Origin of the sequence: Variovorax sp. V213 (assembly GCF_041154455.1) — a bacterium.
Taxonomy (GTDB): Bacteria; Pseudomonadota; Gammaproteobacteria; order Burkholderiales; family Burkholderiaceae_C; genus Variovorax.
This window is the reverse complement of the sequence record NZ_AP028664.1, coordinates 2,006,456-2,027,270: the sequence shown is the minus strand read 5'-3', so window position 1 is coordinate 2,027,270 and position 20,815 is coordinate 2,006,456. Positions and strand designations below refer to the sequence as shown.

Here is a 20,815-nt window from a genome sequence, read left to right as displayed (position 1 = left end):
TGCACGGAGCCCGGGTTCATGGCCAACCTCAAGAAATACCGCGTCGGCAGCAAGTTCAAACTCTCGCAGGTGAGCCCCGCCGAAACCCCCTTTCTCGAGGGAAACACGGCCGCGCAGGTCGCCGAGATCGACGCCCTCGCGGTCGAGCTCGACGAAATGCAGGATCTGCTGCATGCCGAAGGCCGCCGCAAGGTCCTGCTGGTGCTGCAGGGCATGGACACCAGCGGCAAGGACGGCACCATACGCTGGGTCTTTTCGCGCACCTCGCCGATGGGCGTGCGCGTCACGGCCTTCAAGGCGCCCAGCGACGACGAGCGCGCGCACGACTACCTCTGGCGCTGTCATGCGGTCGTGCCGCGCAGCGGTGAAATCGCGGTGTGGAACCGCAGCCACTATGAAGACGTGCTGGTGCCCGTGGTCGAAGGCTGGATCGACAAGGCCGAGACCCAGCGGCGCTACGCGCAGATCAACGATTTCGAGCGTCTGCTCGCCGAAACCGGCACGGTGATCGTCAAGTGCATGCTGCACATCGACAAGAACGAACAGCGCGAACGCCTGCAGGCGCGCATCGACACGCCCGGCAAGGAATGGAAGTTCGATCTGGGCGACCTCGAGGTGCGCACCAAGTGGAACGCCTACCAGCAGGCCTACGACAGGGCGCTGCGCGCCACCTCGACGGACCACGCGCCCTGGTATGTGATACCCGCCAACCACAAGCGGCACCGCAATCTCATGATCGCGCAGCTGCTCATGAAAGCCTTGCGGCAGATGAAGTTGAAGGCGCCCGCCGCCGACCCCGCGCTCAAAGGCATGATCATCAAGTGATCAGGCGAGCGCTGGCGGTTGCCGCGCCGGCATGGGCGAGCGTCAGGAGCGGCGGACGGCCGCTTGGCCCAGCACGCGGCACTTGCCGAACTCGCAGCGCACGGCCCACGTGGCGCCGTTCGAACACGGCACGCTGTAAGACTCGTAGCCCGGGCCCTTGGCCGTCAGTTCAGCCCGCGGCTGAATGCTGCATTGGCCGGCCTTGGCAAGAATTTCGGCGTTGTAGGTGTCAACGCCCGTCCTGCGCGGCGCCAGCACGATCTCGGGGTTGAAGGCATGGCCGTAGAACGTGTCGCGCACGTTGGGGTCGAGATTGCGGTAGCCGCGCTTGGCCATGCAGTGCACCAGCGCGATCTGCTGATGCTCGGCAATCAGGCTGGCATCCGGCCGGTAGGACATGTCGATCGCCGCCGCCGAAATACCCGTGTACGAAGCCGCGGCGACGATGCCCTGCCCGTGCACCGTGATCAGGCCCAGGCCCAATGCCAGCCACATGGCGTCGCCGGACTCGCTACGCGCGGTGATCCGCATCGCCGCAGTGCGGCAATCGGCCACGTCGCTGTCGTAGCGAGCCTTGTCGACACCCTCCATGGCCACCATGGGCACATAGGACAGCCCCGATCCTGTTCCTGGCTGCGTCGGAGTCGGCGGCGTGCTGACGCACCCGGCCAATGCAACAACGGCGCACACGATGCTCAGCAGCAGCTTCATGGAATTTCCCTCGTCCTCTTTCGCGATATTTCCGCCGATTTAACCATACACATGGTTACTTTTGCGCCAATTTTGTCGCAAAGCCGCGACGGCCGGCCCTTTGAATGCTTTCGGCTTCAGGCTCCGGGATTACCGCGGGACTCGTGGCAACGCTGCCTTTTTTCATGCAACGATCCCCCCACACGCGCCGCCGGTTTCCAGTAACAAGGAGCGGCCCCACCACTGCATGAACACGAACCCCGGCAACGCGATCCGCGAACTCTATTCAGCCCTTTGGCACTTTGCGGCCGGCGCCCGCGGGCAACTGCTGGGGGCTACGGCACTGCTCGGCGCATCCCAGCTGATCCGGCTGGCCCTGCCCTACCTGGCGGGCCAGGCCATCAACGCGCTGCAGCGCAACGACTTCGGCGCCGCCGGCCGCTGGATCGCCACGCTGGCAGGCGTGTACATCGGCGCGTGGGCCTTGCACGGCCCCGGCCGCATCTTCGAGCGCAACGTGGGCGTGAAGGTGCGCGAGGCGCTCGCCGACCGGCTTTATGCCCGCCTTGCCGCAGCGCCGCTGGTGTGGCACGACAGCCACCATTCGGGCGAACTGCAGCACCGCGTGCACCAGGCCAGCCGGGCGCTGTCGGACTTTGCGCAGAATCAGTTCATCTGGCTCACGAACGCCGTCAACTTCGTCGGGCCGCTGTTCGCGCTGGCGCTGTTGTCGCGCAGCAGCGGCCTCACGGCCCTGGCAGGCTATGTACTCATCGCCATCGTCATCGTGCAGATCGACAAGGCGCTGATGCGCCTGGCCCGCGCCGAGAACGACGCCGACCGCCGCTATGTGGCGGCCCTGCTCGACTTTCTGGGCAACGCCTCGACGGTGATCGGCCTGCGCCTGCAGGGTGCCTCGCGGCTGCTGCTGCGCCGCCGCATGGCCGCCATTTCGAAGCCGCTCAAGCGCACGGTCGTTCTCAACGAGGGCAAGTGGTTCGCGGTCGATCTGATGGGCCTGGCACTGACCTGGGGGCTGGTGGTGATCTATGTCTGGCAGGCGCGCACGCCGGGACAGGCCGTGATGCTGGGCGCGGTGTTCATGATCTACCAGTACGCGCAGCAGGCCGCCGGCGTGGTGACGTCGGTCGCGGCCAATTTTTCGTTCTTCGCGCGCATGCATACCGACTACAGCAGTGCCGAGCCGATCTGGCAGGCGCCCACGGGCAACGCGGGGGAAACCCCGCCCGACCGGGTGCCCGAGCATGAGCGTATCGATCCCGAGGCTGCATGGAAGACCCTGGAGGTCGACGCCTTGCAATGGAACTACGCCCCGCGCGGCGCGGCAGCGCCGTCCGACGGCGAGCCGGAGCCCGGTGGACTCAAGGCCGTGGCGCTGACGCTGCGCCGCGGCGAACGCATCGCGCTTGTCGGCGCGAGCGGCGGCGGCAAGAGCACGCTGTTGCGCATCCTTGCGGGCCTGTATGCGCCGCACGGAGGCACGCTCGCCATCGACGGCCAACCTGCAGACTGGGCGCGGCTGCGCCGCATTGGCACGTTGATCCCGCAGGAAACCGAAGTGTTCGAAGCCACCGTGCGCGAAAACCTTTCATTCGGACAGCCGCTCGCCGACGAAGCTCTGCACGCGGCGTTGCACGTAAGCGCATTCGACGAAGTGCTCAGGGCCACGAATGGCGATCTGGAAACCCCCGTGTCCGAGCGCGGCTTCAATCTGTCGGGCGGGCAGCGCCAGCGCCTTTGCCTGGCGCGCGGCGTTCTTGCGGCGCAGGGCAGTTCGTTACTGCTGCTCGACGAGCCCACGAGCGCGCTGGACGCCGGCACCGAGGCACGTGTGCTGGAGCGGATTGCCAATGCCTTCCCGCGCGCCTGCGTGATCGCGTCTATCCATCGCCTGAGCCTGCTCGACCGCTTCGACACTGTGGTGGTGATGGAAGCCGGCAGGGTGCTCGACGCCGGGCCGCGCGACGCGGTTCTGAAGCGCCATCCGCTGCTGCAGCGGATGGCCGCTCCCAGCGAGGAGGAGGTTCCGCAATGAAAACCGCCCTTGCGGGGCGTCAATGAAAAACGCCCCTTGCGGGGCGTTTTAAAGCGTTGAAAACGCTTGGCTTGGCGGAACCGGAGGGATTCGAACCCTCGATGAGGCTCTACACCCCATACTCCCTTAGCAGGGGAGCACCTTCGGCCACTCGGTCACAGTTCCTGAAAGAAGCCGAGATTATGCCACCGTCAGGCGGCCGGTTGATCCAGATCGAAGGCTTTGTGCAACGCGCGCACGGCCAATTCCATATATTTTTCGTCGATCACGACCGAGGTCTTGATCTCGCTGGTCGAAATCATCTGGATGTTGATGCCCTCTTCGCTCAGCACGCGGAACATCTTGCTGGCCACGCCGACGTGGCTGCGCATGCCGATGCCGACGATGCTGACCTTGCAGATCTTGGTATCGCCCACGATCTCGGTCGCGCCCAGCGAGGGCATGACCTTCGACTGCAGCAGGTCGACGGTCTTCGCGTACTCGTTGCGATGCACGGTAAAGCTGAAGTCGGTGCGGCCGTCCTTGCTGAGGTTCTGGATGATCACATCGACTTCGATGTTGGCGTCCGCCACGGCACCGAGGATGTGATACGCGATGCCCGGCTTGTCGGGCACGCCGAGCACCGAGATCTTGGCCTCGTCGCGGTTGAAAGCGATGCCGGATACGACGGCTTGTTCCATGTTTTCGTCTTCCTCGAAAGTGATCAGCGTGCCGGACTTGGCCTCTTCATTGATGTCGATGTCCCACGGCGTGAAGCTCGAGAGCACGCGCAGCGGCACCTTGTACTTGCCGGCGAATTCGACCGAGCGGATTTGCAGCACCTTGGAGCCCAGGCTCGCCATTTCGAGCATCTCTTCGAAGCTCACGGTCGAGAGGCGGCGCGCGTCGGGCTCCACGCGCGGGTCGGTGGTGTAGACGCCATCGACGTCGGTGTAGATCAGGCACTCGTGCGCCTTCATGGCGGCGGCAATGGCCACGGCGGAGGTGTCGCTGCCGCCACGGCCCAGCGTGGTGATGTTGCCGTCATCGTCCACACCCTGGAAACCGGTGATGACGACGACCTTGCCGGCGTCGAGGTCGGCGCGCACGCGCTCGTCGTCGATGCTCTCGATGCGGGCCTTGGTGTAGGAGTTGTCGGTGCGCACCGACACCTGCCAGCCGGCATAGCTCACGGCTTCCATGCCTTCGGCCTGGAGGGCAATGGCCAGCAGCGCCGACGAAGCCTGCTCGCCGGTCGAGGCAAGCATGTCGAGTTCGCGACCATGCGCCTCGCTGGGTTTGCTCGGCGCAAGCTCCTTGGCCAGGCCAAGCAGGCGATTGGTTTCGCCGCTCATTGCGCTCGGGACCACGATCATCTGGTGGCCGGCGCGTGCCCATTTGGCGACGCGCTTGGCGACATTCTTGATGCGCTCGGTCGAGCCCATCGACGTACCGCCGTATTTGTGAACGATCAATGCCATGGGTGAATTCAGAGAAAAAGAAAGGGCCGCTCCACTCCGGAGTGCAAGCGCGGCGCCCTGCAAGCCGTCAGCGCGAAGCCTTGGGCGAGGGCCCGGAATTGTACCAATGCAGAAAATCGCCCCTGCGCTCGATGAAACCGCCGGCCACCTTCAGGTGGATGCGATGGCCGCGGGTGGTGCAGGCATGAACCTGACCCAGCAGCTGGTCCAGCTGCGCCGCGCTGGGCGCACAGCCGTGTGCCTGCATCAGCCAGTGCCGCAGCACGTTGGCCTGCCGCGCGCGTGAAAGCGCCTGCAGTCCGGCGATGCGGGGCGGGTCTCCCACCGCGGCCAGGTCCTGTGCCGCGAGTTCATTCAGCAACTGCTGCGCCTGCGCCGCATGGCCGATGCTGCGGGCAAAGGTGGCGCGGAATTGCGGAAAAGCCTGCGCCAGCGCGGGCAGCAGCACCGCGCGGATCCGGTTGCGCGTGTAGCGCTCGTTCTCGTTGGTCGGGTCCTCGATCCATGGCAAATCGAGGCCTTCGAGCCAAGCCCGGATGTCCGCGCCGGGGACGGCCAGCAGCGGCCGATAGATGTCGAGCCCGTGGCGCTGCGCATGGGTGGGCATCGCGGCCAAGCCCGGGAGCCCGGCACCCCGGGACAAAGCCAGCAAGAGCGTTTCGACCTGGTCGTCCGCGTGGTGCCCCAAGGCTATGGATTTGATAGCACCGACAGGTTCACCGGTGCGGGCCATTGCCGCAAAAGCTTCGTATCGGGCGCGCCGGGCCGCATCTTCAGGGCTGTCGCCCTGCGCATGCCGGGCATCGACACGGTGCACCACCAGCGGCACGCCGAGGCGCTCGCACACCGCGGCGCAGTGCCGTTCGAAATCGTCGGCTGCGGCCTGCAGGCCGTGGTGCACGTGAAAGGCGATGACCTGCCCGGGCCAGGCCGACGCGCACGCGGCCAGCAAGGCCGTGGAATCCGCGCCGCCGCTGAAGCCCACCGCCAGCGGCAGATGCGCCGGCTCGAACGCGGCCATCGCGCGTTCGAAGGCTTCGTTCATGGGACGCTTGCTTATCTGCCGGTGTCGGCCTTGGTGTCGTTGAAGCGGCCGTAGCTCTGCAGGCGCTCATAGCGGCGATCGAGCAGTTCCTTCGGCTTCAGGTCGCTGACCTGGCGGAATGCATCGTTGAGCGCGCGCTTGAGGAAAGCGGCCATCTGGCGATGGTCGCGGTGCGCGCCGCCAACCGGCTCATTGACGATCTTGTCGACCAGCCCCAGGGCCTTGAGGCGGTGCGCCGTGATGCCGAGGGCATCGGCCGCTTCCTGCGCCTTGTCGCTGGTCTTCCAGAGAATGGAAGCGCAGCCTTCGGGGCTGATTACCGAGTAGATGGAGTACTGCAGCATCACGAGCTGGTCGCCCACCGAGATGGCCAGCGCGCCGCCGGAGCCGCCCTCCCCGATGATGGTGACGATGATCGGCACTTCGAGCTGCGCCATCTCGAAGATGTTGCGGCCGATGGCTTCGGACTGGCCGCGCTCCTCGGCATCGATGCCCGGGTAGGCGCCGGGCGTATCGACGAAGGTGAAGACCGGCAGCTTGAACTTTTCGGCCGTCTTCATGAGGCGCAGGGCCTTGCGGTAGCCCTCGGGCTTGCTCATGCCGAAGTTGCGTGCGGTGCGCTCCCGGGTGTCGCGGCCCTTCTGATGGCCAAGCACCATGCAGGGCGTGCCGTTGAAGCGCGCGAGGCCACCCACGATCGAGAGGTCGTCGGCAAAGTGCCGGTCGCCGTGCAGTTCGACGAAGTCGGTGAAGATCTCGTTGACGTAGTCGAGCGTGTAGGGGCGCTCCGGATGCCGGGCGATCTTGGTGATCTGCCAGGGCGTCAGGTCGCTGTAGATGTCCTTGGTGAGCTGCTGGCTTTTCTTGCCGAGCTGGTCGATTTCCTCCGAGATGTCGACCGCCGATTCGGTCTGCACATAGCGCAGTTCTTCGATCTTGGATTCGAGTTCAGCAATGGGCTGCTCGAAGTCGAGGAAGGTTCGTTTCGCCAACGTCTTCTCCTGTTGTTCAATATGCGACCGGTACCGGGTCGAGCGATCGCCAAATATACCAAGTCGCCACGCTGCAATACGGCGCCCAGGCCACGGCAACGTCGCGGGCATCGCTTCGGCTCACCGGATCGCCCGAAAAATAGTTGACGCTGATGCCGTTGAGCAGCCCGAGGTCGTCGACCGGCAGCACATTGGGGCGCATCAGGTGGAAGATGAGGAACATTTCGGCCGTCCAGCGGCCGATGCCGCGGATGGCAACCAGTTCATCGACGATGAGCTCGTCGGCCATGTCCTTCCAGGCGTCGACATGCACCGCGCCGGAATCGAAATGGATGGCCAGGTCGACCAGGTACTCGACCTTGCGGGCCGACAGCCCTGCCCCGCGCATGTCGTCGACCTTGAGCTTGAGCACGTTGGCCGGCGTCAGTTTGCGCGGCAACACCGCGAACTTGTCCCAGACCGTTTGCGCGGCTTTCACCGAAATCTGCTGGCCCACGATGCTTCGCGCGAGCGTGGTGAACGCGTCGCCGCGCGATTCGAGGCAGGCATCTCCGAACTTCGGAATCAACCGCTTCATCACCCGATCCTTCTTGGCCAGGTGCTTGCAGGCCTCTTCCCAATAGTCCGGCGTGTAGATCTTTACCGTCGGATTCTTGGAAGCGGGCATGGGGTTGGTCGTTCCGTTCACTGCGCGGCGGCCCAGGTCGTGCCCGTGGGCGAATCCTTGAGCACAATGCCCTGCGCGAGAAGTTCGTTGCGGATGCGGTCGGCCTCGGCGAAGTTCTTCGCGGCCTTGGCGGCCGCGCGCGCGTCGATCTGCGCCCGGATGGTGGCCTCGTCCAGCGTCGCGCCCGCGCGCAGGAAGCTCGTCGGATCGCTCTGCAGAATGTTGAGGCAGCCGCCCAACGCCTTCAGCAGCCCGGCTTGCGCGGGCGATTGCGTGCGGTTCACCTCGCCCGCCAGGTCGAACAGCACCGCAACCGCCTCGGGCGTAGCAAAGTCTTCGTCCATTGCGGCCTTGAAGCGCGCCGCATAGGGATCGCTCCAGTCGACGACCACGTCCTCCGGCGCGACGAGGTCGAGCGCCGTATAGAGCCGCTTGAGCGAATTGCGGGCATCGTCCAGGTGCACGTCGCTGTAGTTGAGCGGACGGCGATAGTGCGCCCGCACCACGAAAAAGCGAATGGTCTCGGCGTCGTACTTCTTGAGCACATCGCGGATCAGGAAGAAGTTGCCAAGGCTCTTGGACATCTTCTCGTTGTCGGTCACGATGAAGCCGTTGTGCATCCAGTAGTTGGCCAGCGGCTTGCCGGTGGCACCCTCGCTCTGCGCAATCTCGTTCTCGTGATGCGGGAACTGCAGGTCTTCACCGCCGCCGTGGATGTCGAGCGTTTCGCCGAGCAGTTCGCAGGCCATGGCCGAGCATTCGATGTGCCAGCCTGGACGGCCAGGGCCGAATTCGCTGGCCCACTTCACTTCATCGGGCTCGCTGGCCTTGGCGCTCTTCCAGAGCACGGGGTCGAGCGGGTCGTCCTTGCCATCGAGCACAGCCACGCGTTCGCCCGCGTGCAGCTCGTCGATGGACTTGCCGCTGAGCTTGCCGTAGCCCGGAAACTTGCGAATTGCGTAGTTCACGTCGCCGTTGTCCGAGCGATAGGCCAGGCCCTTCTTCTCGAGCGTGCCGATCATCGACAGCATCTGCGGGATGTAGTCGGTGGCGCGGGGTTCATGCGTGGGGCGCTCGATGCCGAGCGCATCGGCGTCTTCGTGCAGCGCGTCGATCATGCGGTCGGTGAGCGAGCGGATCGTCTCGCCGTTCTCGACGGCGCGGCGGATGATCTTGTCGTCGATGTCGGTGATGTTGCGCACATAGGTCACGCCGTACCCGCTGGCCTTGAGCCAGCGCTGCACGAGATCGAACGCAATCATGGAGCGGGCGTGGCCCAGATGGCAGAGGTCGTAGACCGTCATGCCGCAAACGTACATGCGCACCTTGCCGGCTTGCAATGGGGAGAATTCCTCCAGTTCACGCGAGAGCGTGTTGTAGATGCGCAGACTCATGAGGCTCGGAAAGCGTCGCTTCGCGCACGTGCGGCACGGGCGAACGACGGTGTATTTCAGGGGTGACGGGGCAGTGGCTGCGAGGGGTTGGACATGGCCCCTCGGCTACAATGCAGCGCAGTATAAACGGCTACTGCCGTGTCCTTCCGGGTGTTTTCGAGGCCCGCATTTCCCAATCCTGCCGAGGCTTCATGAAGCACGTCGCATTCACCAAATTCTCCCTCGCCTTTGCACTGCTCTTCAGCCTGTGGGGTTCCGCCGCGTATGCCAACGACTACGACGACGTGAACACCCTGCTGCGCCAGGGCAAGTCGAACGAAGCGCTCGCCAAGGCCGATGCCTACATTGCCGGCAAGCCGCGCGATCCGCAGATGCGCTTTCTGCGCGGCGTGATCCTCACCGAGCAGAAAAAGCAGAACGAGGCCATCGCCGCGTTCACGCAGCTGACGCAAGACTTCCCGGAATTGCCCGAGCCCTACAACAACCTGGCCGCGCTCTACGCATCGCAGAGCAAGTTCGACCAGGCGCGCGCGGCGCTGGAACAGGCGCTCAAGCTCAACCCGAACTACGCCACCGCGCACGAGAACCTGGGCGATGTCTACGCCCGCCTCGCGGCCCAGGAATATGTGCGCGCGCAGCAATTTGCCAGCACCAATGCCAGCGTTGCGCCCAAGCTCTCGCTGATCCGCCAGATCTTCACCCCCAAGACCGAAGCCGATGCAGCGGCACTGCCCGCGGCACCGCCCGAAGTTCGCAAGCCGGTCGGCCGCGCCAGCAAGTAGTCTGCGCGCAGCCGCCAGCGACGCGTTGGTGCCGCGGCAGCTTGCATTGACCGGCCCGAGCCCCACATCATTCGCACACCGGAGCTTTCCTTGACGACCCAAGTTCTCATCCAATCCGCCCGATTCAGCCGCCGCGCCGCGCTGGTGCTGGCGTCCGCCCTCGCCTTCGCCGGCGCCGCACATGCAGAGGCCGGACCGCGCGTGAAGCTAGACACTTCGGCGGGCGACATCCTGATCGAACTCGACCAGGCCAAGGCACCCAAGACGGTCGAGAACTTTGTTCAGTACGTCAAGGACAAGCACTACGACGGCACCGTGTTTCATCGCGTGATCGACGGCTTCATGATCCAGGGCGGCGGCTTCACGCCCGAAATGCAACAAAAGCCAACCCGTGCCCCCATTGCGCTCGAAGCCAGCAACGGCCTCAAGAATGACAGGTACACGATCGCGATGGCACGCACCGGGAATCCGAACTCGGCCACCTCGCAGTTCTTCATCAACGTGAAGAACAACGATTCGCTCAACGCGCCCAGCCCCGATGGCTACGGCTACACCGTGTTCGGCCGCGTCGTGGCCGGCACCGACGTGGTCGACAAGATCCGTGCGGTGCAAACCGGTAACAAGGGCGGCATGCAGAACGTGCCGCTCGAGCCCATCATCATCAAGTCAGCCACACTGGCGAAGTAATTTCCGAACATCCGAAAGAAGGACTCCCTCATGAGCAATCCCAAAATCGAACTCCACATCAAGAACTACGGCGTGATCACGCTCGAGCTGGACAGCGTCAAGGCGCCGAAGTCGGCCGAGAATTTCGTCAACTACGTGAAGAACGGCCACTACGACAACACGGTGTTCCACCGCGTGATCCCGGGCTTCATGGTGCAGGGCGGCGGCTTCGAGCCCGGCATGAAGCAAAAGCCCACCGGCGCCGAAATCGAGAACGAAGCCAACAATGGCCTCAAGAACGACAACTACACCGTTGCCATGGCGCGCACGAGCGCACCGCACTCGGCCACCGCCCAGTTCTTCATCAACGTGGCCGACAACGGCTTCCTGAACCACACCGCTCCCTCGGCCCAGGGCTGGGGCTATGCGGTGTTCGGCAAGGTCACCGGCGGCACCGACGTGGTCGACAAGATCAAGGCCGTGAAGACGGGCCGCAAGGGCTTCCATGACGACGTGCCGCTCGAAGACGTCGTGATCGAAAAGGCCGTGGTCGTCTCGGAATAAAGACCGGCGCGGCATGGGCTCGGACATGGCGGCCCCCCCGGCTTTCAAGGAGCTGCTCGCCCCGCCCGCATGGCGCACCGTCGACCTGATTTCCGACCTGCATCTGCAGGCCGGCGAGCCCGCCACCTTCGAGGCCTGGCGGGGCTATTTGGAGACCACGCCGGCCGATGCGCTGATCATCCTCGGCGACCTGTTCGAGGTGTGGGTGGGTGACGACGCGGCCGACCTGCCCGGCTTCGAGGCCGAATGCGCCGAGCTGCTGCGCCGCACGGCCGAGCGGCTGCCGGTGTACTTCATGCACGGCAACCGAGACTTCCTCGTCGGCCCGGCGCTGGCCGCCCGATGCGGCTTCACGCTGCTGGACGACCCCACGGTGCTGGTGCTGCACGGTGAACGCTGGCTCCTGAGCCACGGCGACATTCTTTGCCTGGACGACACCGACTATCTCAAGTTTCGCGGCCAGGTGCGCACGCCTGAATGGCAGGCCGCGTTTCTTGCCAGGCCGCTCGCCGAACGCCGCGCACTTGCGCGCTCCATGCGCGCGCAAAGCGAGGACCGCAAGCGCGACCCGTCGGCGCGCTGGGCCGACGTGGACGGCGGCGCCGCCCGCCAATGGCTTCATCAGGCGCGTGCGCGCACGCTGGTGCATGGCCACACGCACCGCCCCGCCAATCACGACCTGGGCGACGGGCTGCAGCGCATGGTGCTGAGCGACTGGGACGCCGCGGCCCATCCGCCGCGCGCGCAGCTGCTCTGCCTTTCCACCGCCGGCGCGCAACGCGTCGACCTGCGCTAGCGCGGCCCATGTTCAAGTGGCTGCGCCGGCTGCGCGCCCTGCCCCCGATTCCCGAAGCTGCCTGGCGTGCCACGCTCGAGCGCTATGCTTTTCTAGGCGCACTGCCCTTCGACGCGCAGCAGCGGCTGCGCACCCTGGCCGCCGAATTTCTGCGCGACAAGGAATTCCACGGCACCCAGGGCTTCGTCATCACCGACGAGGTTGCGCTGGCCATTGCCGCGCAGGCGGTGCTGCCGGTCCTGAACCTGAAGGGCGGGCTGGACTGGTATGACGATTTTGTCGGCATCGTGGTGCACCCGTCCGAGGTGGTCGCGCGTCGCAAGATCGTCGACGAAGCGCAGGTGGTGCACGAATACGACGAGGTGGTGGCCGGCGAGGCCATGGACCGCGGACCGGTGATGCTGAGCTGGCAGGACGTGCTCGCAAGCAGCATCACGGCGGGCGGCGGCTACAACGTCGTGATCCACGAGTTCGCCCACAAGATCGACATGCGCGGCGGCGACGCCGACGGCTGTCCGCCGCTGCCGCCAGGCTTTGCGGGCAAGCGCAGTGCCCGCGAATCCCGCGCCGCCTGGATCGCAGTGCTGCAGCCCGCCTATGAGGATTTTCGCGAGAAGACGATCCTCGCCGACCGCTTCGGCGCCGAAGCGCCCTGGCTCGACGACTACGGCGCGACATCGATCAGCGAATTCTTCGCAGTGGCTTGCGAGGCCTACTTCGTGAATCGTCCGAACTTCGCCCGCGACTTCCCTGCGGTGCTGGTTCTCTTCGACGAGTTCTTTCGGGCCGAACAGGCCTGAGCGCCCATCGCAATCTGCGTTTCCTTGCTTACGTGCACGATGCGGCCCGCGTACCCTGTCCAGGGGATGAGTTGCCAGCGCGGCATCTTGTCTTTGCAAGCCCCAGGCGTAGCATTGCTGCTGCCATCGCCCACCACGGCAGCGTTGCGCGCGTGATGACCTGAAGCGTCGCCATCGGGGGCGGCGTTGCTTCATGTGATGCATCCCCCGCGGACTACACAGGAGCGAAAAATGGTGACCTATATCGGTATGCTGAATTTCACGGACAAGGGCATCCAGAGCGTCAAGGAAACCACCAAGCGCGCCGCTGCCGCCAAAGAAGCGGCCAAAAAGCTCGGCGTCAATATGCGCGACATCTACTGGACCATGGGCGACTGCGATGTGGTCTGCGTACTGGAGTCCGAGGACGAGCAGGCGCTGGCCGCATTCAGCCTGGCGATTGCCATGCAGGGCAATGTGCGCACCCGCTCCCTGCGCGCCTACACCGCCGGGGAAATGGACGCCATCCTGGCCAAGCTGCCTTGAGCTGGCTCGATGGAGCGACGAGTCGGATCTGTAGCGGTCCTTGATCGACGAAATGAAAAAGCCCGCGCGCGGCGGGCTTTCTCGTGAACTTGCACCTACGCCTTACTTGCGTAGCAAGGCCTTCAGTGCGTTCTGCAAGCGGCGCGCGCTCGCAGTGTCGTGCGCCGCAGCCAGCACCTTGCCTGCGTCCTGGCCCCAGGTCTGGGCCGGTGCCGGGTCGCCCCGCTTCGTCAGCAGCTTGAGTTGCAGGGCGCGGCGCGCGTCGAGCTGCTCGGCGGGCGTCGGCACTTCGGCAGCCATTTCCAGGCGCAACAGTGCTTCGGCTGCTTCATCGGGAGCGGCCTTGGGTGCCGAACCGATGGCTTGAGACCAGCCGCTGCGCACCGCAGGCGTCACCGCACGCCCCAGTTCCTGGACGCTGGGCAGCTTTGAGGCATCGCGCTGTTCCCATGCGCCAAGCACTTGCGTCAGCGCTTCACCATGTGCCTGCGCTGCCAGCTTGCGCAGCGCCATGTCCGCACGCTCGAGGGCTTCGCGCTGGGCGCGGAAGGCGGCATCGCCGAGCCTCGGGCCGCGGTCCTCGAAGCGCGGCGGACGATCGCCGAAGCGTCCGGCCGGCGCACCGCGGTCGCCGCGGGCATCGGGACGAGGACCGCCGCGATCGCCGGGGCGACCCGGACCACCAGGACCTGGCCGGCCGCCGTCACGCCGGTCGCCGAAGCGGCCTGCACCACGGCCTGCGGGTGCCGCATCCGTCTTCTTGCTGCCAGGACGGTCGTCGCCGCGCATGGCCACGACTGGCTTGGGTGCAGGCTTCGGTGCCTGGCTCTCTACAACAGCCGCTTCGCCGGCCTCGTGTGCCGCGTCATCGGTGCGCGCAGCGGCGTCGGCGCCGTCGGCCGGTGCCACGAGGTCGGGAGTCGCAGTTTGAGCGGCCTCGACATGTGCAGCCGGCAAGGCTTCCGCATCGCTGGAGCCCGGCGCCTGCTCGGCGCTTTCGCCGAATTCGGCCGCCGCCTGTCCGGGCGCGACCACTTCGGTTGCGCCGACCGAGGGGCCGTCGCTGGAAGCAGCCCGGGCCTGCTCGGGCTTCGCGGCGGGTGCCGGTGGGGGCGCTTCGCCGCGCAACGCGGCTTCCAGGCGCGCGATGGCGGCGCGGATCTTCTGCACGTCGCCGCCGGCGTTGGCCGCATCGAGCGCCTTGGAAGCCTCAAGCACGTGGCGATCGTGTTCGCTCATGGCAGAGGCAGACTTCTCGCGCTCTGCCGTCTTGCGGTTGAAGGCTTCGTCGATGGGCGCGCGGAACGCGTCCCACAACTTCTGTTCGTGGCGGCGGTCGAGCGGCACGCTCTGGGCTTCCGCCTGCCAGCGCTGCTGCAGCGCCTTGACGGCATCGATGCGCAGCATGGGTTGGGCCCCGAGTTCGGCAGCCTCCGCGATCATGGCCTGGCGCCGTTCGATGCTGGCTTTTTGTGCGGCCTCGAAGGGAGCACGCGCGGCACCGAAGGCTTCGTTCCACTGCGGCTGCAGCTCCGCGAAGACCTTCTCGCCCACATGACCGGCATCGCGCCAGCGGTCGGCAAACTGATGCAGCGCGCGGTTGTGCGCCTTCAGGTCGGAAGAGGCGGCATGCTCCGCCGCCCAGGCCTTGACCTCCTCGATGAGAGCCACGCGGTGGGCGCGGTGCTCGGCTGCATCGGCGCGAACCTTCTCGAGCCAGGCTTCCACCACCTTGTGGGCTTCGTTGCAGGCTTCGTCGAAGCGCTTCCAGAGCGCGTGGTTCGGCACGCCGCCCTGATCGGCCTGCTTCCACTGGTCGCGCAGCGAGCGCAGCGTTTCCTGCATCTTGCGGCCGCCGAGCGCCTGGCCTTCGGGGCGCTTGAGCAGGCCTTCGGCCTTGGCGACGAGGTCTTCGCGCACCTTGTCGGCGCTCCAGCGCTGCCAGCCTTCGAGCTCGCCCGCGGCGACCAGCGCGGCATGCACCCGTGCTTCGAGCGGTGCATCGACCAGCTTGCCATGTTCCTTGAGCACTGCGCGCAATGCGGCAGCCGCACCGGCGCTGGCCTTGCCGTGGCCTTCGGCGGTTTCCTGTTCGAGCTTGGCGAGCGCAGCCTGCACGGCATCTTGCGCGGCGGCGCGTACGGACGGGTCGACCTTGGGGGCGGCGGGCTTGGCAGGCGCGGGCTTGGGGGCCACCACCTCGCCGCGGGCGGCACGCAGTTCATCGGCCCAGACGGGCACCGGCGGCAGGGAGGCAGTGGCATCGGCCGCCGCAGCCTGCGCCTGGGCCAGCGCACCGTGGAACGCATCGGAGACGACCAGCAATTGCGCCTTCGACGACTCGAGCTGCGGAGCAAACCTGGCGTCGAGGCTGTTCCAGTTGGCATCGGCCGTGATGTCGGCTGCCTGCTGCTGCCAGTGGGTCACGTCGGCGCGCAGCGATTCCTCGGCGGCTTGCGCATCCTGCCAGCTCTTGGTCGACAGCACTTCGAAGCGCTGTGCGAGCAGCACGGCGGCCTCGCGGTGCACCTGGGCGCGGTGCTGCAGGTCTTCGATGCCCTTGACGCGCTCGGCGAGTTGCACCTTGAAACCCGCCAGCGGCTCGCGCGAGAGTGGCGCACCAGCCTTGGCGGCATCGCGCTGCCAGGCGAGCGCATCGGCAATGTTGAGCTTGGACTGGGCCAGCAAGGCCTCGGCCTTTTGCGCCCATTCGGCGGCAATGGCTTCCTGGCCCTTGGCGCGCTTGAGCTCGTCGAGCTTTTCGCGCAAGAGGCGCGCCGCACCCTTGTCGCGGCCGCTCAGCTCCTTGAAGACTTCCTGCATTTGCTCGGGCGCGGGGTTGCCCGCGAGCCAGTCGCGGATGCGCGCGGCGCGCTCGCCCGAAGTTGGCGCGGTGAAGGCGCCGCCGGTGAGCGTGTCGAGGGCCTGGAGGTCGTGTGGCTTGGAAGAAGTAGAGGTCACTTGCGCGAAATCGTTGTCTGAAGAGAGAAAGCGAAGGCGCCGGCAAAGGCCGGCGCACATCGACATTTTCACCCAGTTGTGGCGGGCGGTTGAATTACATGCCGCAACAGCAGCCAAATGGCCGCGGGAATATCGGTGCCGACTGCCTACATATATAGCGCGGCCGCATGAAAAACCAAGTGTCTCCTGGTCATTTCATGGCCAGCTTGAGTTCGGCGCCGGGCTTCCAGTCGGCACCGCTCGCCGTGGCTTTCACGGCGCCAAGGAACAGGCGTTCGCTGGGCAGCTTTTGCGCAAGCAGGTAGTCGCGCACCACGGCGCCGCGCTCGACCGCCAGTTGCCGGATCGACTCCTCGTCGACCGGAACGCTTGCGAGCAGCAGGTTTTCCATCTCCTTCAGGGGGAGGTCCTTGGCGAGTCCGACCATGTTGCGCGGCTTGGTGATGTCGGCGCGCTTGTACACGGCGGCCAGCAGCTCGGGGTATTCGGCATCGGTGACCGGCGGCACGTCGGTGCCCGCCTGGCCGGCGCGCACCACCACGCGCCGCTTCTCGGCCTGGGCCAGCTGGCGCAGGCGCTGGCGCTGGTAGGCGTCGCGCTCCCGCTCGAGGCTGGCCGTGCCGACCACGGTCATCTGCAGGGCCGGGCGCTCCGTCAATGCCTTGACGACCTTGTCAAGGCTCTCCTTTGCGCTGGCGCTGAGCTCCGAGCTTCCGGGTTCGAAAGCGATGGTGCTCGATTCGCTGCTGCCGCCGCCCAGTCCGCCGGTCAGAAGATTGAAGGGCGCGGTCGCCGCTTTCACGATGAGGTTGACCACGGCCTTGAAGATCAGCGGGCCGATGCTGAACTGCGGATCGTTGAGCGAGCCGCTGAGCGGCAGGTCGACATCGATCACGCCGTTGCGGTCGGCCAGCAGCGCCACCGCGAGGCGCACCGGCAGGCTGTTGGGCGCGCCCTGCACTTCGTCTCCGAACTGCAGCTGGTTGAGCACCAGCTTGTTGGTGGCCGTCAGTTGGCCATCGGGCGCCACCTTGTAGTTCACGTCCATGCTCATCTTGCCGCGCTCGATACCGTGGCCCGAATAGCGCACGGAATATGGCGAGAGCGGGGCCAGGTCGAGGTCGCGCATCTTGGCCGTGATGTCGAGCTCGATCGGCTTGACCAGCGGGTTGAGCTTGCCGGTAATTTCCAGCGCGGCGGTCTGCTGCGCCTTCCCGCGCAGTTCCAGGTCGGCCAGCGCGGGCCGGCCGCTCTCTCCCTTGGGCGGATTCGACGAGAAGGAGCTGAGCTTGCCGGTCAGTTCGCTCAGGTCGGCCGAGTAGTTGGGCTTCACGAACAGATCGGTGAAGTCGATCCGGCCGTTGACGAGACTCATCGGGCCGAAGTTGATGACTGGCTTGGGCCCGGCGTCGGCTGCGGCCTGCGCTGTTGCAGCGGGCGCCGAGGCCGGCCTGGCCGGCTCCGGGCTGCCGCCGACCATGGACTCGGCCGACACCGGCGCGCCGCCCACCTGCGGCGGTGGCCGGGTGGTGGTGCTCGTTCCGCCCAGGCTCCTGCGGGTCTTTGCCTCGGTGGTGGCCGCTGCGGCGGCATTGGCCTCCGCTTCGCCCTTCTTGGTGAGGTTCACAAGGTTCAGGCGGCCTGTGGGATCGACGATCACGCGGGCGAAGAAGTCGGTCAGCGTGGTTTCGCGCACGTCCACCGCCGGCGCCGCATTGGGCGCCAGGCTCACCTGCAGGCCGCGCAGGCTCAGGGTCTTCCAGCTCAGCAACTGGTTGTTGTTGCGGTCGAAGCCGGGCGATTGCGTGAGCGAGATGCTGTTGGCCCGGAAGTCGTCGAGCGCAGTGTCGCCCGCCAGCTTGAGGGTCATGCCTGCCGGTGCGCTCGCAAAGCGCACGGTGCCGCGGTAGCTCGCGAAGGCACGGCGGATGTCCACGTTGAGGGCATCGGCGTAGTAGGCCTTGAAGGCATGGGCGGGAAACGATGCCACGTCGAGCCGGCCCTCGGCCGCGAGCGGCTTGAGCACCAGGTTGCCCTTGTAGTCGAAGCGGCCCGGCTCGGAACGCCGCGAACCGATGCGGCCCGAAATCTGCAGGGGCGACACCGTGGCGGTGTCGGGTGCGACTTTCTGGGCGTTCACGTTCAGCGCCGTGATCTCGACCGCGACCGGCGTCGCGCTGGCCTTGTCGGCATAAGAAAGCGTGCCGTTCTCGACCGCCAGGGTGCCGATGGTCAAGGCCCAGGGCTTGGTGTTGGCGCCGGGCGGTGCCGTTGCGGGGCCCGCGCCGGCAGGCTTGGGCGCAGCCACCTTGGCCTGTGCCGTGGCCCCGTTGCCGGCGGCCGGCGCCTTGAGCCAGCGCTCGAACATCCAGCGCTTTTCGTTGTCGCGCTCGACGTTCACCTTCGGGTTGGTGGCCGTGAACGAAGCCACGTTCAGCGTGTGCTTCGTCATGTCGACTTCGGCATCGACCAGCTCGAAGCGGCCGACGCTTGCCAGCGCGGTCTTTGCCTGGGTGAGCGCGAGGCCGTCGGCGGCCAGGCGGCGGGCCTTGAACCTGAGATCGGGCTCCGCCCAGACGATGTCGATATGCCCGCTGAGCTTGCCGTCGAGCGTGGGCTCGAGGCTGTGCGCCAGGTAAGGTGCCGCCAGGGACAGCGGCAGCGCATCGACTTCGGTCTGCACGTCGGCCTTCTTGTCGGTGGCGCTGCCCTGGAACTTGAGCGTTGCGCCGCCAATGGCAGTGCTGCCGCTGAACTGGGCCGGCTTCTCCATGGGCCAGGTGACGCCGGTCAGGTCGAGGCCGAGCGCGCTCGCCTCGACGGCCGCCGCGGGCTGAACCGTTTCATCGCGCCACCCGATGCGCCCACCGCTGAGGGCGACCTTGTCGACCTGGACCTTCAGCTTCGGCTTTTCAGCCGTCTTTCCGGCCGGGGCGCTGGCTGCGGACGCAGGCGGCGCCACCTTTTCGGCGGCCCCCGTGGCCGGGTCGGTGGCGAGCAGGTTGAGCCGGCCTTGCGCATCGCGTGCGACCGCAAGCTGCGGGTTGGACAGTGCAACTTCGCTCAGATGGAATACCGACTCCAGCGGACGCACGTCCGCCAGCGCCAGCTTGAGCGAGTCGAAGCCCAGCAGGTCCCGGCCCCGGGCGTCGCCCAGCCTGGCCCCCTGCGCTTCGACCGTGCCGGTGATCTTGAGGCCGGCCGTGGCGGCTTGCTCGAAGTCGATTTTCAGGTCGGCGTCCAGGCTGCCCGCCTGCAGCTTCACAGGCAGGCCGCCCGGCAGGTAACCCAGATAGGGCGCGAGGTCGAGGCCCTTGAACTGCAGATGGGCGTCGGTCTTGCGGCTTTTCGCGAACGGCGTGGTGAGGGCCGCCGAATCGAACTTGCTGCCGTTGAGCGCGAACGCGAGCTTGGGCTCGGTGTTGACGTCGCGCTTGGAGGCGAGGTTGCTCAGGAAGGGCACGTTGAGCACGAAATCGCGCAGCTCGTGCTTGCGCTTGACCGTCTGGTCATCGAAGTCGACCGCGCCGTTCTTGATCGAGATGTTGTAGATCGCGAAGCGCGCCGGCTCCGCATTGGGGTCGGACGGCGGAACGGCAGCCAGCTTGGCCAGGATGTCGTCGATGTCGTACTTGCCGTCGGCAAGGTGCGTGAGCAGGATGGCCGGCGATTCGATGGTGACGGCGTCGATCACCGGCGCCAGGCGGGCGAGCGATTGCAGTTCGGCGTCGGCATAGATTCGCTTGACGGCCACCTGGGGTCGGCTGCCGTCGGCCGTGGCAATGCGCAGGTCGTCCAGCGCAAGTTCGAGGGTCCAGGGCTTGAAGTCGATCTTGCCGACCGTGACCTGCCGACCGAGCTTCTCGCTCGCGATCTTCTGAAGCTGGCTCTTGGCGATCGGCGGTACCGCCAGCCAGGCCACGATCCAGAGCGCCAGAAGAGCAAGCACCGCGACGATCCCACGTCGCACCCATTTGTTTTGTTTGAGCGAAGCTGCATCCATCGAGGGAGTGTGCCGCAAAGAAAGAACAAGGCAGAAACAAGAAAGCCCGGCAATCAGACGAATGTCTCATTACCGGGCTTGATGGCGGGCCTAAGACCCATGCCATCGATTCGCGCGACCGGAAGTCAATGGTTCCTGCCGTGCTGGCAGCAAGAGATTGCCGCCGTGGGTCCTCTGTCATTCGAGCCTTCGACTTGCACCTCGGGCTACCTGACTTCGGAACACGCCTGATCACTCAGGCGTGTCCAGATTAGGCGCCCCTCCCCTGCATTGCAATCCCATCCACCAAGGGATTACCCTTGGGTAGGCCTGCTCAATGGGAACAATCTGTTTAAATATGTAATTGCATAAGAACAAGGCTTCTTATGCTTGACCGGGTATTTAGCCACGCTAGAATCCGGCCTGCCCCTGGCTGCCCAGACCCAGCAGGGGCCTCCTGAATCCGCCGCCGAATTCCCCCGGCTTGATCAGGTCGCCGCGCTCCTACCCCTACACCTCCATGCGCGGAGCCTGATTCGTACCAATCCAAGCGCCGCAGCCTTCATCCACCGCCTTCCAGCGTTGCGAACAGGTGCCGCACAGAAAGGAA

General features: G+C 66.0%; 16 protein-coding genes and 1 tRNA gene. 8 read left to right on the top strand and 9 right to left on the bottom strand.

From position 1 onward, the window contains the following. Positions 1–18 precede the first annotated feature (18 nt). Entirely contained in the window at positions 19–825 is an 807-nt protein-coding gene (locus ACAM55_RS09645; RefSeq protein WP_369655801.1) for a PPK2 family polyphosphate kinase, read from the top strand. 42 nt (positions 826–867) lie between these two features. On the opposite strand, the gene ACAM55_RS09640 is transcribed toward ACAM55_RS09645, so the two are convergent. Beyond that, positions 868–1,536: a hypothetical protein gene (locus ACAM55_RS09640; RefSeq protein WP_369655800.1), complete on the bottom strand. Its 669-nt coding sequence runs from the start codon at positions 1,534–1,536 to the stop codon at positions 868–870. Positions 1,537–1,762: 226 nt separating this feature from the next. Between ACAM55_RS09640 and ACAM55_RS09635 the strand changes: the two genes are divergently transcribed. After that, positions 1,763–3,571, top strand: a complete 1,809-nt coding sequence (locus ACAM55_RS09635) for an ABC transporter ATP-binding protein (RefSeq protein ID WP_369655799.1) — start codon at positions 1,763–1,765, stop codon at positions 3,569–3,571. Positions 3,572–3,643: 72 nt separating this feature from the next. Here the strand turns inward: ACAM55_RS09635 and ACAM55_RS09630 are convergent. The 6 genes from ACAM55_RS09630 to cysS form a co-directional block, all read right to left on the bottom strand. Next, positions 3,644–3,736, bottom strand: a tRNA-Ser gene (locus ACAM55_RS09630). 26 nt (positions 3,737–3,762) lie between these two features. Then, entirely contained in the window at positions 3,763–5,031 is a 1,269-nt protein-coding gene (locus tag ACAM55_RS09625) for an aspartate kinase (protein WP_145745019.1), read from the bottom strand. 67 nt (positions 5,032–5,098) lie between these two features. Then, the gene (gene tilS / locus ACAM55_RS09620; RefSeq protein WP_369655798.1) at positions 5,099–6,076 is read right to left on the bottom strand and encodes a tRNA lysidine(34) synthetase TilS; all 978 of its coding nucleotides are present in this window, start codon (positions 6,074–6,076) and stop codon (positions 5,099–5,101) included. 11 nt (positions 6,077–6,087) lie between these two features. Then, positions 6,088–7,068 carry an acetyl-CoA carboxylase carboxyltransferase subunit alpha gene (locus ACAM55_RS09615; protein ID WP_307576649.1) on the bottom strand — a complete coding sequence of 327 codons (981 nt, stop codon included), beginning with the start codon at positions 7,066–7,068 and terminating at the stop codon, positions 6,088–6,090. 16 nt (positions 7,069–7,084) lie between these two features. Then, a complete protein-coding gene (locus tag ACAM55_RS09610; RefSeq protein WP_369655797.1) occupies positions 7,085–7,735 on the bottom strand; it encodes a DNA-3-methyladenine glycosylase in 651 nt (216 codons plus the stop codon). 17 nt (positions 7,736–7,752) lie between these two features. Next, positions 7,753–9,129, bottom strand: coding sequence for a cysteine--tRNA ligase (gene cysS / locus ACAM55_RS09605; protein ID WP_369655796.1), 1,377 nt, complete (start codon positions 9,127–9,129; stop codon positions 7,753–7,755). A 191-nt stretch (positions 9,130–9,320) separates the two neighbouring features. On the opposite strand from cysS, the gene ACAM55_RS09600 reads away from it, so the two are divergent. The 6 genes from ACAM55_RS09600 to ACAM55_RS09575 all read left to right on the top strand — a co-directional run bounded on the left by ACAM55_RS09600 (position 9,321) and on the right by ACAM55_RS09575 (position 13,262). Beyond that, on the top strand, positions 9,321–9,911 hold the full coding sequence (locus ACAM55_RS09600; protein WP_369655795.1) for a tetratricopeptide repeat protein: 591 nt from the start codon (positions 9,321–9,323) through the stop codon (positions 9,909–9,911). 141 nt (positions 9,912–10,052) lie between these two features. Further along, positions 10,053–10,598, top strand: coding sequence for a peptidylprolyl isomerase (locus ACAM55_RS09595; protein WP_369656364.1), 546 nt, complete (start codon positions 10,053–10,055; stop codon positions 10,596–10,598). A gap of 30 nt (positions 10,599–10,628) precedes the next feature. Continuing rightward, the gene (locus tag ACAM55_RS09590; protein WP_369655794.1) at positions 10,629–11,141 is read left to right on the top strand and encodes a peptidylprolyl isomerase; all 513 of its coding nucleotides are present in this window, start codon (positions 10,629–10,631) and stop codon (positions 11,139–11,141) included. 25 nt (positions 11,142–11,166) lie between these two features. Beyond that, a complete protein-coding gene (locus ACAM55_RS09585) occupies positions 11,167–11,937 on the top strand; it encodes a UDP-2,3-diacylglucosamine diphosphatase (RefSeq protein WP_369655793.1) in 771 nt (256 codons plus the stop codon). 8 nt (positions 11,938–11,945) lie between these two features. Next, complete coding sequence (locus ACAM55_RS09580) at positions 11,946–12,737, top strand: zinc-dependent peptidase (RefSeq protein ID WP_369655792.1); 792 nt, start codon at positions 11,946–11,948, stop codon at positions 12,735–12,737. 231 nt (positions 12,738–12,968) lie between these two features. Next, on the top strand, positions 12,969–13,262 hold the full coding sequence (locus ACAM55_RS09575) for a GYD domain-containing protein (RefSeq protein ID WP_369655791.1): 294 nt from the start codon (positions 12,969–12,971) through the stop codon (positions 13,260–13,262). Between the two features lie 102 nt (positions 13,263–13,364). Here the strand turns inward: ACAM55_RS09575 and ACAM55_RS09570 are convergent, their stop codons facing one another. Further along, positions 13,365–16,223: a DUF349 domain-containing protein gene (locus ACAM55_RS09570; RefSeq protein ID WP_369655790.1), complete on the bottom strand. Its 2,859-nt coding sequence runs from the start codon at positions 16,221–16,223 to the stop codon at positions 13,365–13,367. Between the two features lie 190 nt (positions 16,224–16,413). After that, positions 16,414–20,226: a DUF748 domain-containing protein gene (locus ACAM55_RS09565; RefSeq protein ID WP_369655789.1), complete on the bottom strand. Its 3,813-nt coding sequence runs from the start codon at positions 20,224–20,226 to the stop codon at positions 16,414–16,416. Positions 20,227–20,815: the final 589 nt, after the last annotated feature.